This is a genomic window from Paenibacillus sp. Soil766, from assembly GCF_001428105.1.
Taxonomy (GTDB): domain Bacteria; phylum Bacillota; class Bacilli; order Paenibacillales; family NBRC-103111; genus Paenibacillus_E.
This window is the reverse complement of sequence record NZ_LMSJ01000022.1, coordinates 27,197-50,189: the sequence shown is the minus strand read 5'-3', so window position 1 is coordinate 50,189 and position 22,993 is coordinate 27,197. Positions and strand designations below refer to the sequence as shown.

At 46.3% G+C, this 22,993-nt stretch carries 15 protein-coding genes; all 15 read left to right on the top strand.

From position 1 onward, the window contains the following. Positions 1 to 309 precede the first annotated feature (309 nt). The 15 genes from ASG89_RS17095 (at position 310) to ASG89_RS17025 (ending at position 22,928) form a co-directional block, all read left to right on the top strand. On the top strand, positions 310 to 3,540 hold the full coding sequence (locus tag ASG89_RS17095; RefSeq protein WP_162259711.1) for an endo-1,4-beta-xylanase: 3,231 nt from the start codon (positions 310 to 312) through the stop codon (positions 3,538 to 3,540). A 307-nt stretch (positions 3,541 to 3,847) separates the two neighbouring features. Then, positions 3,848 to 4,081, top strand: coding sequence for a hypothetical protein (locus ASG89_RS37155; protein ID WP_057311912.1), 234 nt, complete (start codon positions 3,848 to 3,850; stop codon positions 4,079 to 4,081). A 110-nt stretch (positions 4,082 to 4,191) separates the two neighbouring features. After that, positions 4,192 to 4,893 carry an RNA polymerase sporulation sigma factor SigK gene (gene sigK / locus ASG89_RS17085; protein ID WP_057311911.1) on the top strand — a complete coding sequence of 234 codons (702 nt, stop codon included), beginning with the start codon at positions 4,192 to 4,194 and terminating at the stop codon, positions 4,891 to 4,893. Positions 4,894 to 4,978: 85 nt separating this feature from the next. Further along, the gene (locus tag ASG89_RS17080) at positions 4,979 to 5,650 is read left to right on the top strand and encodes an ABC transporter ATP-binding protein (RefSeq protein WP_057311910.1); all 672 of its coding nucleotides are present in this window, start codon (positions 4,979 to 4,981) and stop codon (positions 5,648 to 5,650) included. Between the two features lie 214 nt (positions 5,651 to 5,864). Then, on the top strand, positions 5,865 to 6,881 hold the full coding sequence (locus ASG89_RS17075; protein ID WP_057311909.1) for a response regulator: 1,017 nt from the start codon (positions 5,865 to 5,867) through the stop codon (positions 6,879 to 6,881). Continuing rightward, complete coding sequence (locus tag ASG89_RS17070; protein ID WP_057311908.1) at positions 6,878 to 8,722, top strand: sensor histidine kinase; 1,845 nt, start codon at positions 6,878 to 6,880, stop codon at positions 8,720 to 8,722. The genes ASG89_RS17075 and ASG89_RS17070 overlap by 4 nt, the downstream gene beginning before the upstream one ends. Before the next feature lie 109 nt (positions 8,723 to 8,831). After that, positions 8,832 to 10,373: a hypothetical protein gene (locus ASG89_RS17065; protein ID WP_057311907.1), complete on the top strand. Its 1,542-nt coding sequence runs from the start codon at positions 8,832 to 8,834 to the stop codon at positions 10,371 to 10,373. 179 nt (positions 10,374 to 10,552) lie between these two features. Continuing rightward, a complete protein-coding gene (locus ASG89_RS17060) occupies positions 10,553 to 11,392 on the top strand; it encodes an ABC transporter permease (protein ID WP_235549802.1) in 840 nt (279 codons plus the stop codon). After that, positions 11,392 to 12,270 (top strand): carbohydrate ABC transporter permease, encoded by an 879-nt coding sequence (locus tag ASG89_RS17055; protein WP_057311905.1) that lies wholly within the window; start codon positions 11,392 to 11,394, stop codon positions 12,268 to 12,270. Before ASG89_RS17060 ends, ASG89_RS17055 begins: the two co-directional genes overlap by 1 nt. Before the next feature lie 29 nt (positions 12,271 to 12,299). After that, entirely contained in the window at positions 12,300 to 14,363 is a 2,064-nt protein-coding gene (locus ASG89_RS17050) for a glycosyl hydrolase 115 family protein (RefSeq protein ID WP_235549801.1), read from the top strand. A gap of 77 nt (positions 14,364 to 14,440) precedes the next feature. After that, the gene (locus ASG89_RS17045) at positions 14,441 to 15,865 is read left to right on the top strand and encodes a family 43 glycosylhydrolase (RefSeq protein ID WP_057311904.1); all 1,425 of its coding nucleotides are present in this window, start codon (positions 14,441 to 14,443) and stop codon (positions 15,863 to 15,865) included. A gap of 1,099 nt (positions 15,866 to 16,964) precedes the next feature. Continuing rightward, entirely contained in the window at positions 16,965 to 19,175 is a 2,211-nt protein-coding gene (locus ASG89_RS17040) for an AraC family transcriptional regulator (RefSeq protein ID WP_057311903.1), read from the top strand. An 80-nt stretch (positions 19,176 to 19,255) separates the two neighbouring features. Then, positions 19,256 to 20,833, top strand: coding sequence for an extracellular solute-binding protein (locus ASG89_RS17035; RefSeq protein WP_057311902.1), 1,578 nt, complete (start codon positions 19,256 to 19,258; stop codon positions 20,831 to 20,833). A 228-nt stretch (positions 20,834 to 21,061) separates the two neighbouring features. Beyond that, positions 21,062 to 22,036 carry an ABC transporter permease gene (locus ASG89_RS17030; RefSeq protein ID WP_057311901.1) on the top strand — a complete coding sequence of 325 codons (975 nt, stop codon included), beginning with the start codon at positions 21,062 to 21,064 and terminating at the stop codon, positions 22,034 to 22,036. Positions 22,037 to 22,064: 28 nt separating this feature from the next. Continuing rightward, positions 22,065 to 22,928 (top strand): carbohydrate ABC transporter permease, encoded by an 864-nt coding sequence (locus tag ASG89_RS17025; RefSeq protein ID WP_057311900.1) that lies wholly within the window; start codon positions 22,065 to 22,067, stop codon positions 22,926 to 22,928. Positions 22,929 to 22,993 lie beyond the last annotated feature (65 nt).

The following is a 22,993-nucleotide window of genomic DNA, read 5'->3' as shown; positions in this document are numbered from 1 at the left end:
AGGTAGAGACCTTGTATTCGCTTTCGTGAAAACGTTTTCAAAATCTGCCAACCAACATTAGAGGGAGGTGTTTATATTGCCCAAGGGGCAAGTGCTCAGTAAGAAACGGAGGCATATTTGATGGTCAATTCATCAAAAAATCCAAAATCTTTAAACAACATTTTATCGGTAAAGTTGTAAAAAATTCCGAAATCTAAAAATTGGGCGACTCTAAACCGAGATTTTAGAGGTTGCCTTAAGAAAAGGAGTAAAACGAAGATGAACCGTGAAAAACCCTTAATCGGCCTCTCCCGCATCCTCGTAGTCATCATGCTGTTCTCAATATTCGCGTTTGCCCCCGTCCCGGCCGCTGCAGCTGGAGTCGAACAGACACATGAACTGAACGACCTCATTGCACAAGCCGAAGCTCTAAAAGCCGGCAACGAGGAATTTCCGCTCCAGATTAGCCAAACTGACGTTGGATCTGATGTGAACAAAGCTTTCCCGTGGGTGTACGCCGACGAACTCAAAGATCTTGATAACGCACTTGAGTTCGCGCGCAATGCGCTCACTCCTGCCGGCGAAGCCATAGCTAGCCTTGAAAACGCAATAGTGAGTTTCACTGGAAAGATCAAAGCGGACGGTTCAGATCCCTATTTCCGTCTTGATCCGGGTCCTGGTAAAGTACCTGTAAAAGTTACTGCGCCAACCAATGTCTGGACCAAGAGAACGCCGCTTGATAGCCGTGTCCCCGCCGACTTTGCTGGTGGTACATTCAATGTGATTCCGTACCCTTTTGCAGATTCCCAAGGCAAAGCTGATGTGCTTCAGATCAATTACGTCCATAACGGAACCTCCACCTTCGGAGGAATTTCTCTTCAATCTCCGTTGTCCCCGAGTGTAGATGTCCCGGCAGGCTCAACTATTGAGTTTGATGTGTTCTATCCCAAGAGCGCGCAGGGAAAATTCATGAGGTGGAGGATCAGAAATGCCGGCTCTGACATCGATACCTACCTCAGGGAATACGAGTATAACAACCTTAACCCTGACTGGATTGGCAGCTACAACGGTGAAACCTGGTTGTTGAAGCACAACAGCATTACCGCCACAACTGGCACTTCTTCGATCTTCATTCTTGAGCTCCATGGCGAGAACGGCCGTCCCGCAGAAACAGGTAAGCTTCTTGTCGGCAACATCAAAATAACTGCACCGGATCCTAACGGTGTTGCGCTTCCGAATGTTGTCAACAAGGAAAACCAAAGTGTCGTAACGCCTTTAAAGAATGTTTACAACAAGGATAATGGCAAGTTCATGGTCGGTACGATCGGTACCGGAGCAGTAACCGGAACCAGAGCTAATCACTATGAAATCTTTGTCGACGGCAACAATCTCAAGGCCGATGCAACGCATCCCCGCGGCCCGAGCTGGTTGAAAAGCGTTACTGGCGAGGCTCTTAGCGGCGCAACCAACACCCCTGGTATAGGTGAATACAGTTTCCCGACCAGCGCTTATCAAGCGATCAGGGATTCCGGAACTCCCGGACAGTATAAGTCTCACGCCCACGTTTTGGCATGGTACAACCAGGCCCCTGCATGGATGAGACAGATGATTCCCGCGACCCTTTCCTTGGGATATAATGGAACAACCAACTACTATGGATTGGGCAACGGCGTTACAACTACGGTTAAGGTAGACAAAGAAATGGCCAGAAGAGTGCAGTTTAACCACACAATGTATGTGATGCGGCACTTTCTAACCACAGATACGAAGTATGGCTCAAGTGTATCTCGCGGAGTAATCCCCATCCATTCATGGGACGTACTCAACGAAGAGGTCCACGAAAGCCGTCACAGCGAAACCATCCCCGCGGATCCGAACAGCTGGAGACAGTCACTCAAAAACACCAACTGGCTTTCTGCAATGTCGGATGATCTAATTGGCGGCGATATCACCGAGCATTACATTTACTTGCTCTTCAAAAACGCGCACATCGCGGCCCCCAACGCCAAGATGGCGGCGGCTTACAAATCCAACTACGCTAATCTTCCAGCGTACATGAAGCTCGACGGACACGACAACGTTGGCAGCATTGATGCGTATATCGTTAACGATCCTCCGAAATTGACCTATAACGATTATGACATTTCTAATCGCACCAAAGCGAGAACTGCATACAACATGATTCGAGCAGTGAACACCGCATGGCTCTCCGATCCGCTGTATGACGGAAGACCCCTTATCGAAGACATGGGTATTCAGGGACACGATTCGATTGGAAAGACCCTTGCAAGCGATAACCAATATGCCATGGCCCTCTATGCTTCTCTCATTGACGAAGGCCTTCTTTCCGGTATTGCCTACTCAGAACTTGACCTTAAGGCACCGACTAGCACCCCAGGCGGCGGCGCGGTCGCTCCCACAGTACTTAATGTCAGACAGTCTGACGCCCTTGGTTATGAGTACGCGCTGATGTACAAACTGTTCAACAGGTTCGCCCCTTATATCGATCACATCATCAGCTGGGGCGTAGCCGGTTCAGGATGGCAGGGAAGCTATGTGTTGTTTGACAGTCAGAGCAATGCCAATGCCGGCTACTATGGCTCCGTGAATCCGGACAGATTCGTTCTAGGACATTCATACCTGGATGATTTCTTTGCAGGCGAATACGAGAAACTCCAGAATAGCTATGCAATTGACCTTGGCGACCTTGGAATCTATACACCTGGTAATGGAGAAGCCGAATCGCTTACAGCAACAATCGCAGCTAACAACAGTGTGACACCTGGAGCTACTTTCACAGCAGCTGTTAGCCTGGATAGCGTGACACAAAGCGTGTACGCACAGGATATCACGCTAAGCTATGATTCCAGCGTATTCGATTATGTCAGTGCAGCGGGTGCAACCAGTAACATTCAGGTTCTGAAAGAAGATACTGCTACCCCTGGAAAAGTGAGAATCATTTCCGTTAATATCGGAGGAGGGGTAGCTGGAATCAGCACACCTGTTTTGAATATAACCTTTAAGGTAAAGTCCGGTGTTCAGAATACAAGTGGAACCATTGCAGTCTCTCAAGCGAAGACTGGCGGTCCTGATGGAACCGTAACTACTGCTGCACTGAGCAGCAAGACTATATCCGTTGATGCTATTCAACTGGATAAAACTGCTTTGAATGCAGCAATTACGAGTGCACAAACCCTGTACAACGCGGCTATAGTAGGTACTAAACCTGGTCAATATCCGCAAGCAGCTAAAGACGCACTCCTTGAAGTAATTAACACCGCAATTGCTGTAAGAGACAATGCAAGCGCAACTCAAGCCCAAGTTGACAGTGCTCTCGCAGCACTCAACACATCCATTGATACCTTCAAAGCAACAGCTAATAAGTCTGCAAACATAAACGGAGATGCAGACACCAACGTAGGTGACATCGCGATTGTAGCTTATCACTATGGCAAGAACTCCACCAGCACAGATTGGGCAAAAGCTAAAGTTGCTGATATGAACGACGATAACAAAATTGATATCTGGGATCTTGCGTATATCGCAACCAACATCAATTAATTCGTTAGTTATACCCTATCCGTAAATAGCAATCCTAATTACAAAAAAACTGCCGCAATGCAAATGAACTGCGGCAGTTTTTTTTGTAATTGGGTCCAGTTGTTCGCGCAGCTATCAAGTTGCACCTTCTGAGGCGTTGGAGAACGATCTGTATGCTGCTTATGAAGGTATTCTTTATCGGTAAGGATCAAACCGGGGTATTCTGGAACATCAGCTTATAGGAGGCTTAGTTTTGTTATCACCATAACAGGGAAGCTTTCGTCATACTAATGTAAACAAAATTTTTTCATGAAGAGGAAGAAATCTAATGGATGGTGAGCCGTGGATGGCGGAGCAATTCGAGGTATCATGGAAGCATCTTTTGGCTGTGGCGTACCGGATGCTCGGATCTCTTAGCGAAGCGGAGGAAATGGAGACCTCGAAAGAGCAGGCTATATTTGAGTTTAATCAGAGGAGACTAAAGTTTCTTTCTTATCTTAGTGTAAAGCGGGATAGACAATACAATTTAAATGAGCTAGTTCCAGATGACTTCTTTGTCTAAGTTATAAGGTACATGCACTTCTAGGCTCCCACCTACATACACTAATACTAAGCTCAAAGCGGAGACTTCCGAACAGCTAAGATCCGCTAACACTGAAGGGGGTGGCTGGAATGCCTGGATTGTTTAGCGCAATAGCTGTATTAATAAAGCAGCTAACCTTGCTTGTATCCTATGTCAAAAATAATGCGTTTCCTCAACCACTTACCGAGGCAGAAGAAGAATTACATCTTAGACAAATGGCAGAAGGCAATGATCACTCTAGGAACAAGTTGATTGAACACAATTTGAGATTGGTCGCACATATAGTGAAAAAATTCGACAATACCGGAGAAGATTTGGAAGATTTGATCTCCATCGGGACGATCGGATTGATCAAAGCTATCGAATCTTTCTCGCCGAATAAGGGCACGAAGTTGGCGACTTTTGCGGCGCGTTGTATAGAAAATGAGATCTTAATGCATCTTCGTTCATTGAAGAAGACACGTAAAGATGTATCTCTGCACGATCCCATTGGAACGGACAAAGAGGGGAATGAGATTACGTTGATTGACATCCTCGGCAGTGAAGCTGACGATGTAGTGGATGCGGTACAGCTGAAGATTGAGAAGTCGAAGATATATAAAAATTTAGAGATTTTGGATGACCGCGAGAAGGAAGTTGTTGTCGGTCGGTTTGGTTTGGAGCTTGGCGGCGAAGAGCGGACGCAGCGGGAGATTGCGAAAGAGCTAGGCATTTCACGGTCGTATGTGTCGCGGATTGAGAAGCGGGCGCTAATGAAGCTGTATCATGAGTTTTATAAGGCGAAGCGGTAAGAGAATGGATTGTAAAAGAATTGAATTCATTGGAATTGAATCGCATTCTTCATTTATTTGATTTCAGATAATGGAGGCGAAGACAATGACAGCCTTAATCCAGATTGAGCATGTTAGTAAATTTTATTATATGGGCGGGGAGACAATCCGCGCCCTAGATGATATTTCGCTAGACATCGCGCAAGGTGAGTTTGTCGCTATTATGGGGCCTTCGGGGTCTGGAAAGTCCACGCTGATGAATATCATAGGCTGTTTGGAGGTTTCGGATGAAGGTCTGTATGTGCTGGACGGGAAGCAGATTCACTCGCTGAAGGATTCGCAACTGGCAGAGATTCGGAATAGGAAGATCGGATTTGTGTTCCAGAGCTTTAACCTGCTGCCGAGGTTAAGTGCTTATGAAAACGTAGAGCTACCGTTGATTTATCGCGGATTAACGAGAAAACAACGAGAGCCGTTAGTCTTGCAAGCGTTGGAAGCAGTGGATTTGTTGGAACGCAGGAAGCACTTTCCTTCAGAATTATCTGGCGGGCAACAGCAGCGTGTTGCTATTGCTAGGACGTTGGCTGGAGATCCACCGATTATTCTGGCGGATGAACCTACAGGAGCATTGGACTCGAAAACCGGTGCGGAGATTATGGATATTTTCAGGCGGTTGAATGAGCAGGGGAGGACGATTATTGTAATTACACATGATCGGCAGGTCGCGGAGCAGGCGAAGCGGGTTGTAAGATTTAGGGACGGGCGGTTGATTCATTGAATATGCTCCAAGGTTAACATTACTTATTATTGGGCCTTACGAAAAATCGTAGGGCTATTTGTGTTTTCAAGCTGTTTATATTGTTTTATTGGAATCACCACAACTCAGAAAATAACTGTTATATGTTTTTTATATAAAATCGGATAAGAAAAAGTAAAATAAGATAACTTTTTTTTGATAAACTATAGAGATAATCGTTATGGGGGTGATCGCTATGTATCATATTCTAGTGGCCGAGGACGAACCTTGGATTAGAAACTCTATCGTTGAAATGTTGATACGGATCGGAGGAGAATCTTTATCCGTGTCGGAAGCAACGAATGGGGAAGAGGCTTGGGCATTAATTCAAGAGCAATGGCCGACTGTGCTGATTACGGACATCATGATGCCTCAGATGGACGGTCTATCGCTAATTCAAAAAATCCATGAACATGGCATTCCGATGACATTCATCATTATCAGTGGGTATGATAACTTCCAATATGCCCAAAAAGCGATTCGTTACGGGATTTCAGAATATTTACTTAAGCCTGTGGAGATGGAACAACTTCGGGAGGCATTGCACAGATCCGAGCAAAATATGGGCAACCTGAAAGAAATCAACGCCTATATGTCGCGCTTTCAACAACTAGTGAACGCTCTCGCTGAGATGGATCCCCAAACGGCCAGTCGAAAAATGTCCGACATCATCGATTCCGTATTGAATTTGAGATATATGAACCCGGCAGCGAGATCGAATCTGCTTCGTTTGTTTAAATGGAAGCTGAACGGCATGGTTAAGGAGCTCTCACCGGGGCAATCAGTTCCCTTACTTCAAGAGGAGGCAGTGGATCCCGAAATAATACGATATTTTAACAACTTGGCTATGATATTAATCATGTATTATACAGAGCAGAATAACACGAATAACAATCAAATTATCAAACGGGTTTGCGAATATATTCACACTCAATATAAAAGAGACATTTCATTAACCGAAATGGCTCGGTTTGCCAGCATGAGCATCTCTTATTTCAGCTCTTGGTTTAAAAGATGCACTGGACGGACATTGGTACAATATATTCAGGATGTTAGAGTAGACAAGGCCAAAGAACTTTTGATCAAAACACAGTTGAAAAATTACGAGATCGCTGAGCAGGTTGGATTCGCTACACAACCTTATTTTATCCGGGTTTTTAAAAAATCGGCAGGTGTTTCTCCTAATGAATTTCGAAAGAGGATGGGGCTATGAACCGCATCAAACGTTTTATGTATCGATATTCGATTAAACAGAAGATGATCGTCGCATTCCTGACAGTAAGCTTGCTCGGGGTGATAACGATTGCACTTTCAGCTCACATTTACTATACCCGGGCAACAACACAGGACTTCTATAATATCGCGAGAAGCTCTTCGGCAAGTCTCAATAACCAAATAGACCGATATTTTAACCAGCTAATTCGGTCAACCTCTGTTACGATCGCTGGGCCACTACCCTCCATAGGACATGCCTCAAATCCGAATCAAGAGGCAGGATTAATCCAAGAATGGCTAACAGGAAGTGCTCCTCTATCCTTGGCAAACCGAACAATTATAGAAGATACGCTTCGAAGGCACATCGCAATTAACTACTCAGAGATAGAGAGTCTCGTTCTCATGAAAGAAAACGGTGAGATCATTTCTTCAAATGGTCAGGTTGAGTATCGGCCAGATGAACCGTGGCTCCGTTTACCGTTTACCAAGAATACGGTAGTCATCCCGACTTACGATTCTTATCCTTATAAAGTTCCGATCATATCTCTTGTTGTTCCTGTATTCAGTACAGAGAACACGCGTATGGTCGGCAGGCTAGTGATCAATCTTTCGATGGCCGAAGTGAATGAAATTATGGGTAAGACGAAGATTGGTAAAACCGGTACATTTATTATTGTCTCATCATCGGATACCGTGGTGTATCATCCGAATTCCAGTCTACTTGGCAGATCAATTTCCATGACGCCACTCAACGATTTTCACTTAAACGAACCAGATACGATGCAAGAATCAGGAAAGTTCGATTATTTGATTACTTTTACCAGATCAGAGTTCACGGATTGGCGAATCGTTGCTGTTGTTCCGCTTCAAGAGATGGCGACAGGCTTGAACGTAGCGACAAAATCGATGCTGATCGTACTACTTTTTTTATTTATCTTTGTTATTCTGGTGGTTCCAATTTTGACCAAGCTGCTTATGGAACCCGTGATTCGACTGAAAAAGGTCATGAACGAAGTCGAGCGAGGGAATCTAGGCATTCATGTTGAATTTCATCCTGGAAAAGACGAACTGCAGAGCCTGAATCGCAGTTTTAGTCAAATGATTGATCGACTAAATACATTAATTGATGATGTATACCGGTATCAATTACGGGAGATGCAGCTAGAGGTTAAGCAAAAGGACGCGATGATCAAAGCACTTCAAGGTCAGATCAATCCACATTTTCTGTATAATACGCTAGAGATTATCCGAAGCATCGCTTTTCTGGAGGAGATTCCCAAGATTGAAAGGATTGCGGTCAGTTTAGGTTCGTTTTTCCGTTATACCGCCAAGTTGGAACCTCTCGAAGTAACACTTCGCGAGGAAATCAATCATCTGAGTAAGTATCTGGAGATCATCGATATCCGCTATAAGCAAAATTTTGTAAGCAAGATATACGTGAATGAGAAATTCATGGAGGCGCGTGTTGTCAAGCTATCCCTCCAACCCATAGTTGAAAACGCGGTAAAATATGCAGTTGAGCCGATGAACGGAAATGCTAATGTTCTGGTCAGCGCCTTTGACGAAGGCACCGATCTCATTCTTGAAGTAGCGGATAATGGTCCCGGTATCCCGAGAGACAAGCTCGAGGCCCTTCGCAACTCTCTTGCCCAAGTTGCCGAGCATCAAACTGCTGGTTACTATGCCGCACGCGATTCGCTCGGACTGGCTAATGTGCATGCACGCCTTGTACTTCAGTACGGGGAGAGGTACGGAATAAGAATTGAATCGTTTTCGGATAGAGGGACAGTCGTTGCCATCCGTATCCCTTTTAAACTATTTTCTGATACAAATGAATAAGAAATTTCACAAAAATAATATTGGATAACAAATGAGAAAAATGTGAAAAAACAAAGCGCTACTTATATTCTACAATGTAATTGAAGTCATATTACAGGAGGGGTCAATATTGAAGAAAAAAGTAGCACTATTAATTTCAGGAATTATGGTAGCATCCGCTTTAGCTGGTTGTTCTAGTAACGGTCAATCGGGTGACGTCGCAGGAAAAACAAACAATGTCGGTGTCGCGGATGATATGAAGGAAAAGCTGACAATCACCTTTATGCCGGAATCGTGGAGTGGAGGAAAATGGCGGGAAGACCATCCTACCATCAAGTATCTGAACGAGAAGTTTAACATTGATTTGAAGCTTATGTGGACGGACGGTGCGACCTACAAGGACAAGTTGAATGTGCTTGCAGCGTCGGGAGACTTGCCGGACATGTATAGGCTCACCACGGACAATTTCGTCAAATGGCAAAATGAGGGGATTTTCATGGATTTGGCTCCTCATCTGAGTAAGTACCCGAATCTGGCAAAGGCGTGGCCGGATGACCAATGGAAGATGCTGAATCCACAGGGGAAATTATATGGGATGCCGACGTGGGGAATAGAGGTCCGGGACAGCTATCAGATTCGCACGGACTGGATAAGCAATGTGGGGCTACCGATGCCGAAAGAAGAGACATTCAACGTTGATGAATTTTATCAGATCATGAAGGCGTTCGCATTGAATGATCCGGACAAGAACGGGAAGAAAGATACGGTAGGTTTCACAACGGATCAAGAGTTAGGGGCGAACACCGCTCAATTGCGGGCCGCATTTGGTCTTGCCAACGGCTGGAAGATGGCGGACGGTAAGCTGATTCCCCAGTATGTACAAGCCAAGGAGCAGAAAGAATTCCTCGGCTATCTTCACAAAATGTATGAGGAGGGTGTTCTGGACAAGGACTTCCTCAGCAAGAAAAACAACAATGTCTACGAGTTGTTCCAAGGAGGCAAGTCGGGTATTTGGACTCATCACCCTCTTGGATTAAGGACAGATACCGAAAAACTAAAGAAAATAGACCCGAACGCACAGCTGGCTCAGCTAGCACCGCCAATCGGCCCTACTGGTCTTCGCGGAAATCCGACGGATTTGGTTGGAAATAGAAAAACCGTGATCAACGGCAAAATTGACCTTAAGAAGCAACAACGGATTTTGAAGATGCTCGATTGGTGGGTGACCGACGAAGGCACGGATATTATGAAAAGCGGGCTTGAAGGCGTTCACTATACGAAAGAAGCTGATGGCACATTTAAAGCAACGCCACTCATAGATACTGACCTGCCTCGGATTTTGAACAATTGGTTTTTCTTGCGCGCCGATCCAAACCTCGGGAATTACCGTTGGACTGCTCCTGAGGTAGCCAAATTTGACGAAACTTTCAATAAGAACAATGCCAAATATCCATGGAAAAACGCATCTGGCGGGTTGGAAATCTATTCGGAGACCTACGCACAGAAAGAAAAGACCCTTGATACGAAGTTCAAAGAGACTCAGCTCAAAATCGTCATCGGGGAGGAGCCTATAGACAGCATCGACAAGGCGATTGCGGCATGGAAGGCGGACGGAGGTGACAAGATGATACAGGAAATAAACGACGCATACGCCAAACTAAACGGAAAATAATATACGATACCCTATCGGCCGGAGCAGGTGCGGCCGACCATTTTTTTAATACCGAAAGGTGGGACAGCATGAGGTCCGTTACGGAAGATAAATCTGTCAGCACAACTAGGGCTACTTCAGCCTCCTCCCATTACATCAAGCGAGCTTTCCCCATTTACTTGATGATATTTCCGGGGATAATGTCAATTATACTATTTAAATATTTACCCATGTTCGGCATCATCATCTCTTTTCAGCAGTATAGTCCGTTTCGTGGGATATGGGGGAGCAAGTGGGTAGGACTGGATCATTTTGTCCGCTTGTTCACCGAACAGCAGTTTGTGACGCTTCTGAAAAACACTCTAATTTTAAATTTTATCGATATCTGCTTTTATTTTCCTGCGCCAATCCTTTTCGCGTTGATTCTCAACGAGGTTCGCTTGAAATGGTTTAAGTCGACGTTACAAACAATTGTGTACTTGCCTCACTTTGTTTCGATGATTGTCGTTGTCGGTATTACCATTGTCCTTTTTGCCGGTGAGTTTGGAGGGGTCAATCAGTTTCTGGATTCTATTGGTCTTCCAAGGTATCAAGGCTTAAACAACCCGGATCATTTCCGCTGGATATGGCTGCTACAGAACATATGGAAAGAAGTGGGCTGGAGCGCGATTATCTATTTGGCTGCTCTGTCCTCCATCGATCCGACACTGTATGAGGCCGCGATGATGGACGGTGCCAACCGTTGGAAACAAATTTGGCACATCACACTACCTTCTCTTACTACGGTCATTATTACTTTGTTCATCCTTCGTCTTGGAAGCTTTATTGATGTCGGCTTTGAACATATTTTCCTGTTGCAAAACCCGCTTAATCTTGTGGTATCCGACGTGTTTGATACCTACATCTACCGGGTTGGGGTACAGCAGGGTGAGTTTAGCTATACGACAGCAGTCGGACTGTTCAAATCGGTTGTTGGACTTGTGATGGTGCTTTCGGCGAACGCCATTGCGAAACGCTCGGGAAGGGATGGTGTATACTGATGAAACTCCGTCGCCTATCAGGCAATGAAAGGTATTTCGATGTTCTCGTTTACGCAGTGCTCATCGTATGGGGAACGCTACTCTTGTTCCCACTTCTCTATGTATTGATGACGTCTTTTGCAACGGAAAAAGAGTATTTGACCCGAAGTTTCTTCATCATTCCGAGAGAGTGGACGTTGGACGCGTATTTATATTTGCTAGCAAACGACGACTTTGCGAATAGCTTCAGGAACGCCGTCATCATTACGGTGATCGGTACAGTCATCAGCATATCGGCAACAACCTTCATGGCTTATGGGTTATCCAAAAAATGGTTGAAAGGTAGGACTACCTTCAATTTCATGATCGTGTTCACAATGTTGTTCTCTGGTGGCTTGATTCCAACGTATTTGGTCATCAAACAATTTTGGATGATTAATACGTTCTGGTCCTTATGGCTTCCTGGGGCAATCTCTCCGTTCTATGCCATTGTCATGCGCAGCTTCTTTTCCTCGCTCCCCTATGAGTTGGAAGAATCCGCTCGGGCTGATGGCTGTGGAGAATGGAGAATGTTCTTCAGCATTATGCTCCCATTATCGATGGCATCTATTGCCACCTTTATTTTATTTTATATGGTTGGATATTGGAACACATACTTTTCGGCTGTGATCTACTTGAACGATTCCGATATGTGGCCGCTGCAAGTATTTTTAAGGCAAATGCTCGTTTTGAATGAGCCGATGGACGGATCAGCCACATTGATGGAGCAAGTGATCACCTATACACCGGGCGTAAAGATGGCCGCCATCGTGATCTCCGCACTGCCGATGATGATCATTTATCCGTTTCTTCAGAAGCATTTCAATAAAGGCATGCTGCTTGGTTCCTTGAAGGGCTAACAGTTTAATGGAAAAGGAGGAAAGTTATCTTGGGATTAATCATTGATCAAAGAACAACTTACCGAGTCCCTAATGATCCAGCTTCACCTATCCGCCATGCATGGGAAATACTAAAGCGAGATCATGAACAGGTATTGGGGGCTACTCCTGCCATCGTAAAGGGAGAAGGTGATCGGGCGGAGGTTGTGATTCGCTATGCTACTCCCGAGGATCGCTGCCCGGCATGGCCGGAATCATATTGCTTTAGATACATCAAGGGTTGCGCCGGAATTGAGCTTCATATTGCTGCAAGCGATGACCTCGGACTCGTCTACGGTATGCTTGAATACAGCCGGAAGCATTTGGGCGTCGATCCGTTCTGGTTCTGGGCGGACCTATCTCCCGAGCGGCGAAGCCGGGTAGACTTGTCTGTTGAAGATTATGATTCGCCAAAACCGTTCGTCCGGTTCCGAGGCTGGTTCGTCAACGACGAGGTGTGCCTGATCGGTTGGAAGGAGGAGTACCCGCCGAACCGAGAGGTATGGCAACCGGTCTTTGAGGCGCTGCTGCGTTGTGGCGGAAATATGGTCATTCCAGGTACCGACCTTCCGAAGGATGGCATTCATGCCGATCTAGCAGCAGAGATGGGACTATGGGTCACCCACCATCATGCGGAGCCGCTTGGTGCCGAGATGTTCCTTCGAGCTTATCCCGGAAAGAAAGCCAGCTATCAGGAGAACCCAGAGCTTTTCGAACTCCTTTGGGAGGACGCGATCGAGAAGCAAAAGGACCGCAACATTGTGTGGGTTCTTTCCTTCCGAGGGCAAGGTGACCAGCCTTTTTGGATACAGGACCCTGCATTCAACACACCAGAGAAGCGCGGTGAAATGATCAGTCGCGTGGTGCGTAAACAATACGATATGGTTCACGAGAAGGTGGCTGAGCCATACTGTTGTGTAGCGTTATATGGCGAGATCTCAGAGTTGTATAAAGCGGGGCATATCGATATTCCAGACGACATCATCAAGATATGGGCAGATAACGGATACGGTAAAATGGTTTCCCGCCGTAATGGCAACGAGAACCTGCGCGTTCAGGCGTTGCCTGGACCCGAAGACAATGGCAAGCACGGTATATACTATCACGTGACGTTTCACGATCTCCAAGCTTCCAATCATTTAGCTTTGTTTCCATCTCCGACTGATTTGATCCAAGAGGAGGTAGAGGGGGCATTTCTAGCAGGAGCGAATGATTACTTACTCGTCAATAGCGGCAACATCCGGCCGCATGTATATACGCTGGACTTGATTCGCGAGCTGTGGATGCAGGGGAGAGCTGATGCGGAGGAGCATCTCAAGTCGTATGTCAACCGGTTGTTCCCAAACAGACGCGGTGAAATCGCCGAGTTGTTCCGCGAATATGCACAGCGAACGATTCCATACGGACCGAACGAGGACGACCGGGCAGGAGACGAATTCTATCACCATCCTGCCCGTATAATCGTCGGACATTGGCTCCAAGGAAAATCGGATCAGCCGCTTACTCGTTTGTATTGGGCGACAGGAGTGGCCGATTTCTCGGAGCAGGTTGAGTGGTTTCGCAGAAAGTGTGCCGAGGCAATCCCGGGCTGGCGCGTGCTGAAAGAGCGGATCGATCAGCTGCTTCCGGAGCTTGCGGATCCGGACCGGCTTCGGCTGAAGGATCATTTGCTCCTGCACGTAGAATTGCATTTATCCGGATGCGAGGGATTTGATGCATTGGGCAAATCGTACTCGGCTTACCGGGAAGGAATCTACCCGTTAGCATTTGTATATGCTTCGCAAGCGATGTGGGAGTATAGGAGGGGGCAGGTCGCACTGCAGGAAGCCGAGCATGGAAAGTGGGCCGATTTCTTCCGTGCGGACTGGCTGACGAATATCGAGAGTACAGTGCGGAATATGGATACACTTCGCCGTTGGCTTCGCATTCATGGGGACAGTCCAGATTTCTTCACGTGGTACAAAGAGCATTTGATGCCGGAAACGGAGAAATATATTTATTTGGAAAATACGCACCGCAATCCTCTCTTAGACGACGAATTGGCTAAGAGGCTAGCGAAAAAGTTCGGAGTCTGACGTTTTGGCGGCATCTTCAACAGGATTTCTCCGAAATGATCTAAGTAATGAAGATTCTCTGTGAGGTGTGAAGGTCCATGTCCAATTCTAAATTAAATACAAGCTGTCCTTCGGCTATTCTAAGGGGCGATTTTCCTGATCCTTCTATAGTCCGTGTAGGCCACGATTATTATATGACACACTCTTCTTTCATGTATGCGCCAGGGCTTCTCGTATGGCATTCTCGCAATCTGACCGACTGGGTTCCCCTTTGTCATGCTCTTCAGACATACATCGGAGATGTATGGGCACCAGAACTGGTCTATGTGAATGGTCTCTTTTACATTTATTTTCCCGCTAATGGAACGAATTATGTTATCTATGCAGAGAAAGCAGAAGGTCCCTGGTGCGATCCAATTAATCTAAGAGTAGACGGTATTGATCCGGGGCACCTGTTGGCGCCGGATGGTCAGCGGTACCTGTACGTAAACTACGGGAGGGCCATTTCCTTAGCCCCAGATGGCCTGTCCGTTACAGGCGATTTACAAACGGTTTATGAAGGATGGCTAATCCCTGATGATTGGATTGTGGACGGGATCGCTCTGGAATCTCCAAAACTACTAGTACGAGGCGATTATTATTATTTGGTTTGCGCACAAGGCGGAACGGCGGGTCCCGCAACTAGTCATATGGCGGTTGCAGCCAGGAGCAAACATCCTTTAGGGCCTTGGGAGAATTCTCCCTATAATCCTCTTGTGCATACTTGGTCGAAGGAAGAGCGTTGGTGGTCCAAAGGCCACGGCACGCTGGTCGATACACCTGATGGAAAATGGTTTTTCGTTTATCATGCCTATGAAAAGGACTATTACACGCTTGGAAGGCAAACATTACTGGACCCTATCGAGTGGACAGAAGATGGTTGGCCGATCGTATCACAGGATACGGAAGATGAGTTGAAGCTCATGCAAGCAAACTTCCCAGAGCTATCTGATGATTTCCAAGGAGTTGCACTCGGATGGCAGTGGCGCTTTTACAAAGAACTGGATCCAGAACGTTATGAAGTAGGCGGGGGGGTCTTGAGGCTAAAGACCAAAGGAGATTCACCAGCGAATTCAGCACCACTCGTCATCATTCCACCTGATCATGCCTATGAAGCTGAAGTTGAGATTAAGGTGGGGCCAGAGGCTGAAGCAGGACTTGTGCTCTTTTATAACGAACGCTGTTATGCGGGAATTGGCTTTACGGAGAATGAAATTTTCCGACTGCGGCGAGGTATCAAAGGCTATCCTACTCAAAACCTAAGTTGCCAGCTTCATTTGAAGATTCGAAACGACCACCATACATTAACGATGTATTATAGTACCGATGGCGTTCAATGGAATCGGTTTCCTTCAGCGATAGAGGTCTCAGGTTATAACCATAATACATTTGGTGAATTTCTTGGTCTTCGTCTAGGTATTTATGGGGCAGGTAATGGAGAGGCTGAGTTTTCGAAATTTCGCTACAGAAGGATTGAAAAGTAAACTGGCTGAAAAACTGAGATGTTCACTCGAGTAATGGGATTTTATCAATACGGGAGGCAATTACTACTGCTTAAGTACCGCAAGAGAAGCCTCCTTCGCATGAGCAATGGCTGAACAGATGACGATGGGTTTGGCGACGATCACACTCGTAGGTACGAATCTAGTTTTTTGAGAAGATACACGAATGTTTCATAAGGGCCCCGACCCATCTGCTAAACACTAACGGTCTCCACACCTTGGTCAGGTTTAACGAATGTAAGGGCAAAGACCCATTGAGCGTTGGGAGGGTAATAATCCTCTAAGGAAATTGTGGAGTATGCGAGTAGAGTTATAAACTAAGGAAATATTCCATGCGTTTTCCGTATGCCCAAAATATGGACCAACGGTTATCCCCCACTTACTATCTGAATGATATTAATTTTCAAGGTGATAAAATCCCGCGAATGAGCACCCCAATTGTTAGACACAGTCTAACAATTGGAGGTGCAGTTTTTTTGGATAAATACTCAACCGAGGAGAAATTAGAAGCAGTCTGGCTAAAATCCAAGTTTTTGGGGGTCACTCATCACGGTAGCTCCTTTTTTGATCATTCAAGTCGTTCCGAAGGGTGTCCGAAAAATAATGGCATTACAGTACAATCAGGTTTAAGTCTGGTTGGCTATGTAAAGACGGAGCATCTGAAGGAAGTGGCAGACTGTTTAGTTTATTTAACATGCCATTTACCTACCGGAAAACATCATTGTAGGAGCTTGCATTGAAAAAGCCCCTTTTTTGATTTCATTGAAATGGGATACCTAAAAAATTGGAATAGGCAAATACACTAAGGGATGATGATTTGTTTGTTCATTGATTTCCAACACATGCAATCTATGAACCTCTGGCTAACCAATCAAAAGATTGGTATACTGGTTGTGTTCCTGTCATTCCCTCTAGTGAAATGGTCGTTGAAGGATGACAACCAAGCTGGACCATAGCATTAAATGTTCATACAATGTGCTCGGCAAATTCCTGCGTATGCGCATCAATCCGGATGTGAGGGCAATGGAAGAGAAACATTCAGAAGTTGTACTGTATCAGGGATTGTGCAGGAGGGATATTCATGAAAGTGTTTCCATTTTATAGAAACACCTTTTTTAACCGCCTTATCTTATCGTATACGGCATTAGCTGTCGTGCTGCTTGGACTTGCGGGAGGTTACCTGTACACGCAGGCTAGTCACATGATGGTGAACGAAATCGCCAGGGATAGCCAAAGACGTCTCGTTGGAGCAAAAGATTATGTGGAACAGACATTGTTGCGAAAATACGAAGACAATCTTCAAAATAAGGCCGTATCCACCATGTTCACTTGGAACAGTTCTAATTTGAATTATTTACTCGACAATGGATGGGCAGAAAACCTCGACCGTATTTTGTCCTTGCAACAAGATCTTGACATTTTTAAAAAAACAATTGAAGGCGGTTACAATTTATCAGTGTACTTCCATAAAGGAAAATATGTCGTAAACAGCGACCTTTTCTTTGAAAAGCCAGAAAATTCCCCGGACTTCGTTTTTATCGGGCGGCTTCCGCAAATTGTTCCAAACCAGTGGATGATTCGGACATTGCCAGACGGAAAGCAAGCGATGACGTATGTCGTTAAACTCCCATATGGGATAGGTAGCTCTTCGCCTAAAGGATACCTATATGTTGATGTCGATCTGGAGTACCTAAAGCAAGCCGTCTCCAAAATCATTATCTCCTCATTCGAGAGGTTCTATATATTCGATGCGAACGGGAATTTGATCCTGCAAACAGCCGGGACGAATCCGGAAGAAGTCGGGCTGCTTCAGCATGCCATCGGATCCGGTAAGACCGTCACAAAGATCAGTGACAGCGTAAGCGGTACAGTCGTATTATCTCATCTCGGCGAACCGAAGTCGGAACACGGTTGGACCTATGCGATGGTTCGGCCGATGAATTCATTTGTACTGGATTCCAAACAATTGAAAACCAAGATTTTCGTAGCCTGTTGTCTTCTGCTCTTGTTCGGGCTTGCGGTTTCCTACCTGATTTCCAAAAGTTTCTATCTCCCGATGAAAAAGCTGATCCAACATGTTCGCAACCTGTATCAACCGGGTCTGAACCCCGGCCATGCGAATGAATATATGATTATCGGCAGTGCGCTGAACTTCATGGGACAAAAAATCGTGAGTTTGGAATCTCAGGCAAAAAAGAATGAGATGAAAAACCTGGTGTTAGGCGCCAGTCTCGGACTAGTACATGTGGATGGCCTGCAACAGGAATGCTGCTATCAGGTGGTGCATGCCCAACTCATCGAAGGCGATAGCGAGAAGCTTAAGATGAGATACGAGCAATTCGATCGTACCGTGCCATGTGAGGTTGTTTGCTTGAATTCACAGGAAGTGGCCATCATTTACTTCCTGGATTCACGCGCCGAGATGGATGATGAGATGGTAGCTGCGGAATTGAACAAAATTAAGGACGAAGTACGGGGAGAGCTTCGATTCGGAGCAGGTATCGGCACTTCGGTCTTATCTCCCGAAAAAATTCCTCTTTCCTATCGAGTTGCTCATCAAGCGTATCGATATCGCTTTATGTACGGTCCTGAAGCAATCATTCTTCAATCGGAAATTTCCGCTTTCGATCCGAAGCCGCCACTGATTTCTCTGGATACATTTCAGAATATGCTTAAGGCCGGGGATGTAGAGGGCGCTAATCAATTTATCGATGAATTCTCTGCGATTCTGATGGAACGGAATATGCAGCTTGAATCGGTTGAACTCGCGCTTCTTCAACTCGTATCCACACTGTACGAAACGATCATTGAGCTGGAGCTGCAGCAAATCGTTCCTCCTTCCAATCTGTTTGACGAACTGAAGAAAGATACGCTGTCAGACACGATTGCATCGATTCGTAGACTTTCCGAACGGATTGGGGTCCATGTGCGGGATTCAGTCAAGCATAAGCAAGCGGAAGTCATTCTCAAGCTGAAAGCCTATATCGATGAGCATTTGCACGAAGAACTTTCGCTCAACGTTCTTTCCGAAGTTGCTTCGCTCGCTCCCTCCTACATTTCCACCTTATTCGGCGAAGTGATGAACGAATCGTTTACCGAATACGTGACCCGAGTCAGACTCGAAAAAGCCGCATCCTTTCTGCGGGAGGACGATAAGTTGTCCGTTACGGAAATCGCTGCACTTGTCGGGTATCGTAACCTGCAATATTTTCATGTTAAATTCAAAGCGCGTTTTGGCATTACACCGGTTCAGTACAGGCAAACGAAACCAACGGCGAGTGCGGCCAACTAGTGGGATTTCTCTTTAAACAGCCTTTTAACGGCTGTTTATTCCATTTCTAAAGAAAGAAATTAAAAGGGGAGGGGAAAACAATGAATCAAAGAAAGCAGACTTTGCTTGGTCTGATGAGCATCGTCTTGTCGATGTCTCTTGTCGCGGTCGGTTGCAGCAAAGAAAGCGATAGCGGGACTACACCGAAAGCATCCGTAGAAACTGCGAAGCCCGAGGTCGGCGACAATCCGATCGAGATTACGTGGGCGAATAACTTCAGTGCTCCTGAAGCTAACGACAACTATGTGCAGAAGCTGTTGGAGCAAAAATTCAACGTTAAAATCAAAAACGTCAAATTTGAACGACAAGGATGGAAGGATAAATTCAACATTTTGCTCGCTTCCGGTCAAATCCCCGACATTTTCCCAATCGATGCCGACGAGACCGATATGGCCAGATGGGCTGATCAGGGCATCATTGCCAGCATTTCACCGGACGAAATTCGAAAAACGATGCCGAATTATACGAAAGCGCTGGAGTCGATTGACGCCGGCGCATGGAATGTCGGTTTCTATAACGGAAAGAACTGGGGGATTCCGAAAGTATGGCCTACCGGCAATTCAGGTATGATCCCCGGTTACAATGAAGCATGGCTGAAGAAGATCGGCTATACCGAGCCTCCGAAGACGCTCGCGGAGCTGGAGGATGTGCTCTCCAAATTCCTCAACAACGATCCGGACGGCAACGGGAAGAAGGATACGTACGGCATGTCGGCCCGAGGCAAGCTCCCGTTCCAAATGTTCACTTCCGTATTCTCGGCTTACGGCGTATCTCCGTATCAGTTCAAGCTGGGCGGCGACGGCAAAGTCGTATATGGCGGTATCACGGAAGAAACCCGCTCGGCGCTCAAGCTCCTGAACAAGTGGTTCGAAGCCGGACTTATCGATCCGGAGTTCATCACGGCGGATAACGGTCAGCTCAATGATAAATTCGCCAACCAAAAGATCGGCATGGTCGATAACATGGGTTGGCGCAACTTTGACGTCGAATCCGGATATATTACGCAATCCGCATTGGAAAAGGGCCAACACGTTATTGCAGGAAAGCCGGTTATCGGGCCAGCCGGCAAAGCGTATGCCTTCTCATACGGCGCGCGTCAAGCCCCTGTACTGTTAGGCGTGCAGCTTGAGAAGGATGCAGCGAAACGGGCCGGGATTGAGCAGATTCTCGAATACGTGGCAACAAATCCGGAAGGCTGGCTGCTTACGAATTACGGTGAGAAGGGCGTCAACTACGATATGAACGGCGACTTTGTCGTTGCAAGGCTGACACCGGAAGCCACAAAAGCCGGCGCCGGCAGCTTCTACAACCCGCTTGTGTATGTTGATACTTCCATGGTGAAATATAACACGACCAGGGAATCGCTGAATCTGAAGGCGAAGCTGGACAGTGGTTATGAACCACTCAGGGACGTTATTGGCCCGACCGTATTGACCGCCAAGGCGAAATATTGGGCGAGTTTGCAGACGCTGATGGACAATTATTTGATTAAAGCCGTCATCGGCAAAGCGGATACGGATAAAGGGTTCGATGATTTTAAGGTGAATTGGCTGAAATCCGGGGGTCAAGAATTGACGGACGAAGCCAATAAGGTATATGCACAGCGGCAAAAGAAGTAATCGAATAGGATATTCAGCTGGGCAAAATAGCTCATTTTTGCCCCAATTATTCCCAAACAGCCGATTTTTAGGCTGTTTTTTTCATTTCGAAAGAAATTAACACCCGATTTTGAAAGAATTCAAAAAAACTCGAATGAAATTGACATGGAAAAAGCGCTTTCAATCGTTTACATTTGGGGCATATCGTCAGGGACGCAACAACTCAAACTTTGAAAGGAGATGCAAAACATGAATCCGGCAAACGCCACTGCAGTAAGCGCTGTCAAAGAGGCCGGCAAAAAAAAGGAATCCAAGTTGGCCTACAACTGGAGACAATATAAAAAGAACAAAGCTTTGTTTCTGTTATTGGCTCCTGTGCTAATCTGGTATGCCGTTTTTCAATACGGCCCGATGTACGGCATTCAACTGGCTTTTAAAGATTTTTACATTATGAAAGGCATATGGGACAGTCCTTGGGTGGGGTTCAAGCACTTTCATTATTTGTTTACCATGTCCCCCGACTTTTGGAAAATCATGAAGAATACACTTGTGATCAGCTTCTATCAAATCGTATTCGGTTTCCCGGCTCCCATCATACTGGCGCTGCTGTTTAATGAAGTCCGGCTGACGATGTTTAAGAAAGTCGCCCAAACGATCTCGTACTTGCCGCACTTTTTATCGTGGATCGTTCTCGGGGGCATTATGATTACCCTTTTGTCTCCGGAAAGCGGGGTTGTAAACTATTTCGTCAAGGGGCTCGGTTTTAAGCCGATCTATTTTCTGGGGAATGAAAGCTGGTTCCGGTTTACACTGGTCGTATCCGCTTTATGGAAAGAAGTCGGATGGGGCATGATTATCTATTTGGCGGCTTTGGCCGGCATTGATCAGCAATTATACGAAGCCGCCGTCATCGACGGCGCAAACCGATGGAAGCAAACGCTGCACATTACGATTCCGTCCATTCTTCCGGTGATCACCATCTTGTTGATCCTTAGGGTAGGCCACATTCTGGATGCCGGCTTCGACCAGATCTTCACGTTATATACGCCTGCCGTATACGATGTTGCCGATGTGCTGGACACTTTCGTATATCGCGTAGGCTTGCAGAACGCACAGTACAGCTTGACGACGGCTGTCGGCATATTTAAAAATGTAGTCGCATTGATTCTGGTATTGTCTGCCAACTATATTGTGAAAAAATTGGGTCAGGAAGGAATTACATAACCCCATGACCCGAAAGGAATGAATAAGCGTGAGACTCAGTTCCGGAGAGAAAGTGTTTCAGGTTTTCCTGATCGGATTTATCTTACTTGTGAGTGCCGGCATGCTTTATCCGTTTGCGCATGTGCTCTCGATATCGCTGAGCACGACGGCGGAGTCAGTCCGGCCTGGCTTGCACTGGTACCCGCACGAGATATCTTGGTTCGCCTGGCAGCGGGTTGTGGAAGATAGTAATGTTTGGCGCGCTTTAGGAAACACCGTGTTTCGTACCATAGTCGGGACCTTTCTGACGCTCCTTGCCTTGTCGATGGCGGCTTATCCACTTTCGAAGAAGCATCTACCGCATCGCAGCTTTTACATGATGTTTATCGTCGTCACGATGTTTTTTAGCGGAGGTCTTATTCCATCGTATCTCTTGATCAAATCGCTCGGACTCATCGATTCCCGCTGGGTCTTGATCATCCCCGGCTTGATCAGTACGTTTTCACTTCTGATTCTCCGCAATTTCTTCATGACCCTGCCGGAAGAGCTTGAGGATTCGGCGAAAATGGATGGTGCTGGCGATCTGCGGATCTTGTTTACCATTATCCTTCCGCTGTCGAAGCCGGTGCTCGCAACCTTGGCGCTTTGGTCCGCTGTCGGACATTGGAACGCTTGGTTCGATGCCATGATCTATCTGCAGGATCAAAAGTTGTACGTGCTTCAGACATTCTTGAGGCGGCTTGTCATCGCTGCCGAGTCCGATCCGCTCCTGCCTCCCAAGGATGAAACTATGGCGCCGGAGACCGTCAAGGCTGCCGTCATTATGTTTACCGCACTTCCCATCCTGATCGTGTATCCGTTCCTTCAGAAATATTTCGTGAAAGGCACCTTGGTCGGTTCGATTAAGGGATAATTGGTTTAACCGGTGCGCTTCAGAAGCGTATTGTTTAAATAATACATCAAAGATGAAAAGGGAGG

What these genes read in the sequence shown, in the direction of transcription:
- ASG89_RS17095 (WP_162259711.1), top strand. Translation starts at nt 310, where the DNA reads ATGCTGTTCTCAATATTCGCGTTTGCCCCCGTCCCGGCCGCTGCAGCT.
- ASG89_RS37155 (WP_057311912.1), top strand. Translation starts at nt 3,848, where the DNA reads ATGGATGGTGAGCCGTGGATGGCGGAGCAATTCGAGGTATCATGGAAG.
- sigK (WP_057311911.1), top strand. Translation starts at nt 4,192, where the DNA reads ATGCCTGGATTGTTTAGCGCAATAGCTGTATTAATAAAGCAGCTAACC.
- ASG89_RS17080 (WP_057311910.1), top strand. Translation starts at nt 4,979, where the DNA reads ATGACAGCCTTAATCCAGATTGAGCATGTTAGTAAATTTTATTATATG.
- ASG89_RS17075 (WP_057311909.1), top strand. Translation starts at nt 5,865, where the DNA reads ATGTATCATATTCTAGTGGCCGAGGACGAACCTTGGATTAGAAACTCT.
- ASG89_RS17070 (WP_057311908.1), top strand. Translation starts at nt 6,878, where the DNA reads ATGAACCGCATCAAACGTTTTATGTATCGATATTCGATTAAACAGAAG.
- ASG89_RS17060 (WP_235549802.1), top strand. Translation starts at nt 10,553, where the DNA reads ATGTCAATTATACTATTTAAATATTTACCCATGTTCGGCATCATCATC.
- ASG89_RS17055 (WP_057311905.1), top strand. Translation starts at nt 11,392, where the DNA reads ATGAAACTCCGTCGCCTATCAGGCAATGAAAGGTATTTCGATGTTCTC.
- ASG89_RS17045 (WP_057311904.1), top strand. Translation starts at nt 14,441, where the DNA reads ATGTCCAATTCTAAATTAAATACAAGCTGTCCTTCGGCTATTCTAAGG.
- ASG89_RS17040 (WP_057311903.1), top strand. Translation starts at nt 16,965, where the DNA reads ATGAAAGTGTTTCCATTTTATAGAAACACCTTTTTTAACCGCCTTATC.
- ASG89_RS17035 (WP_057311902.1), top strand. Translation starts at nt 19,256, where the DNA reads ATGAATCAAAGAAAGCAGACTTTGCTTGGTCTGATGAGCATCGTCTTG.
- ASG89_RS17030 (WP_057311901.1), top strand. Translation starts at nt 21,062, where the DNA reads ATGAATCCGGCAAACGCCACTGCAGTAAGCGCTGTCAAAGAGGCCGGC.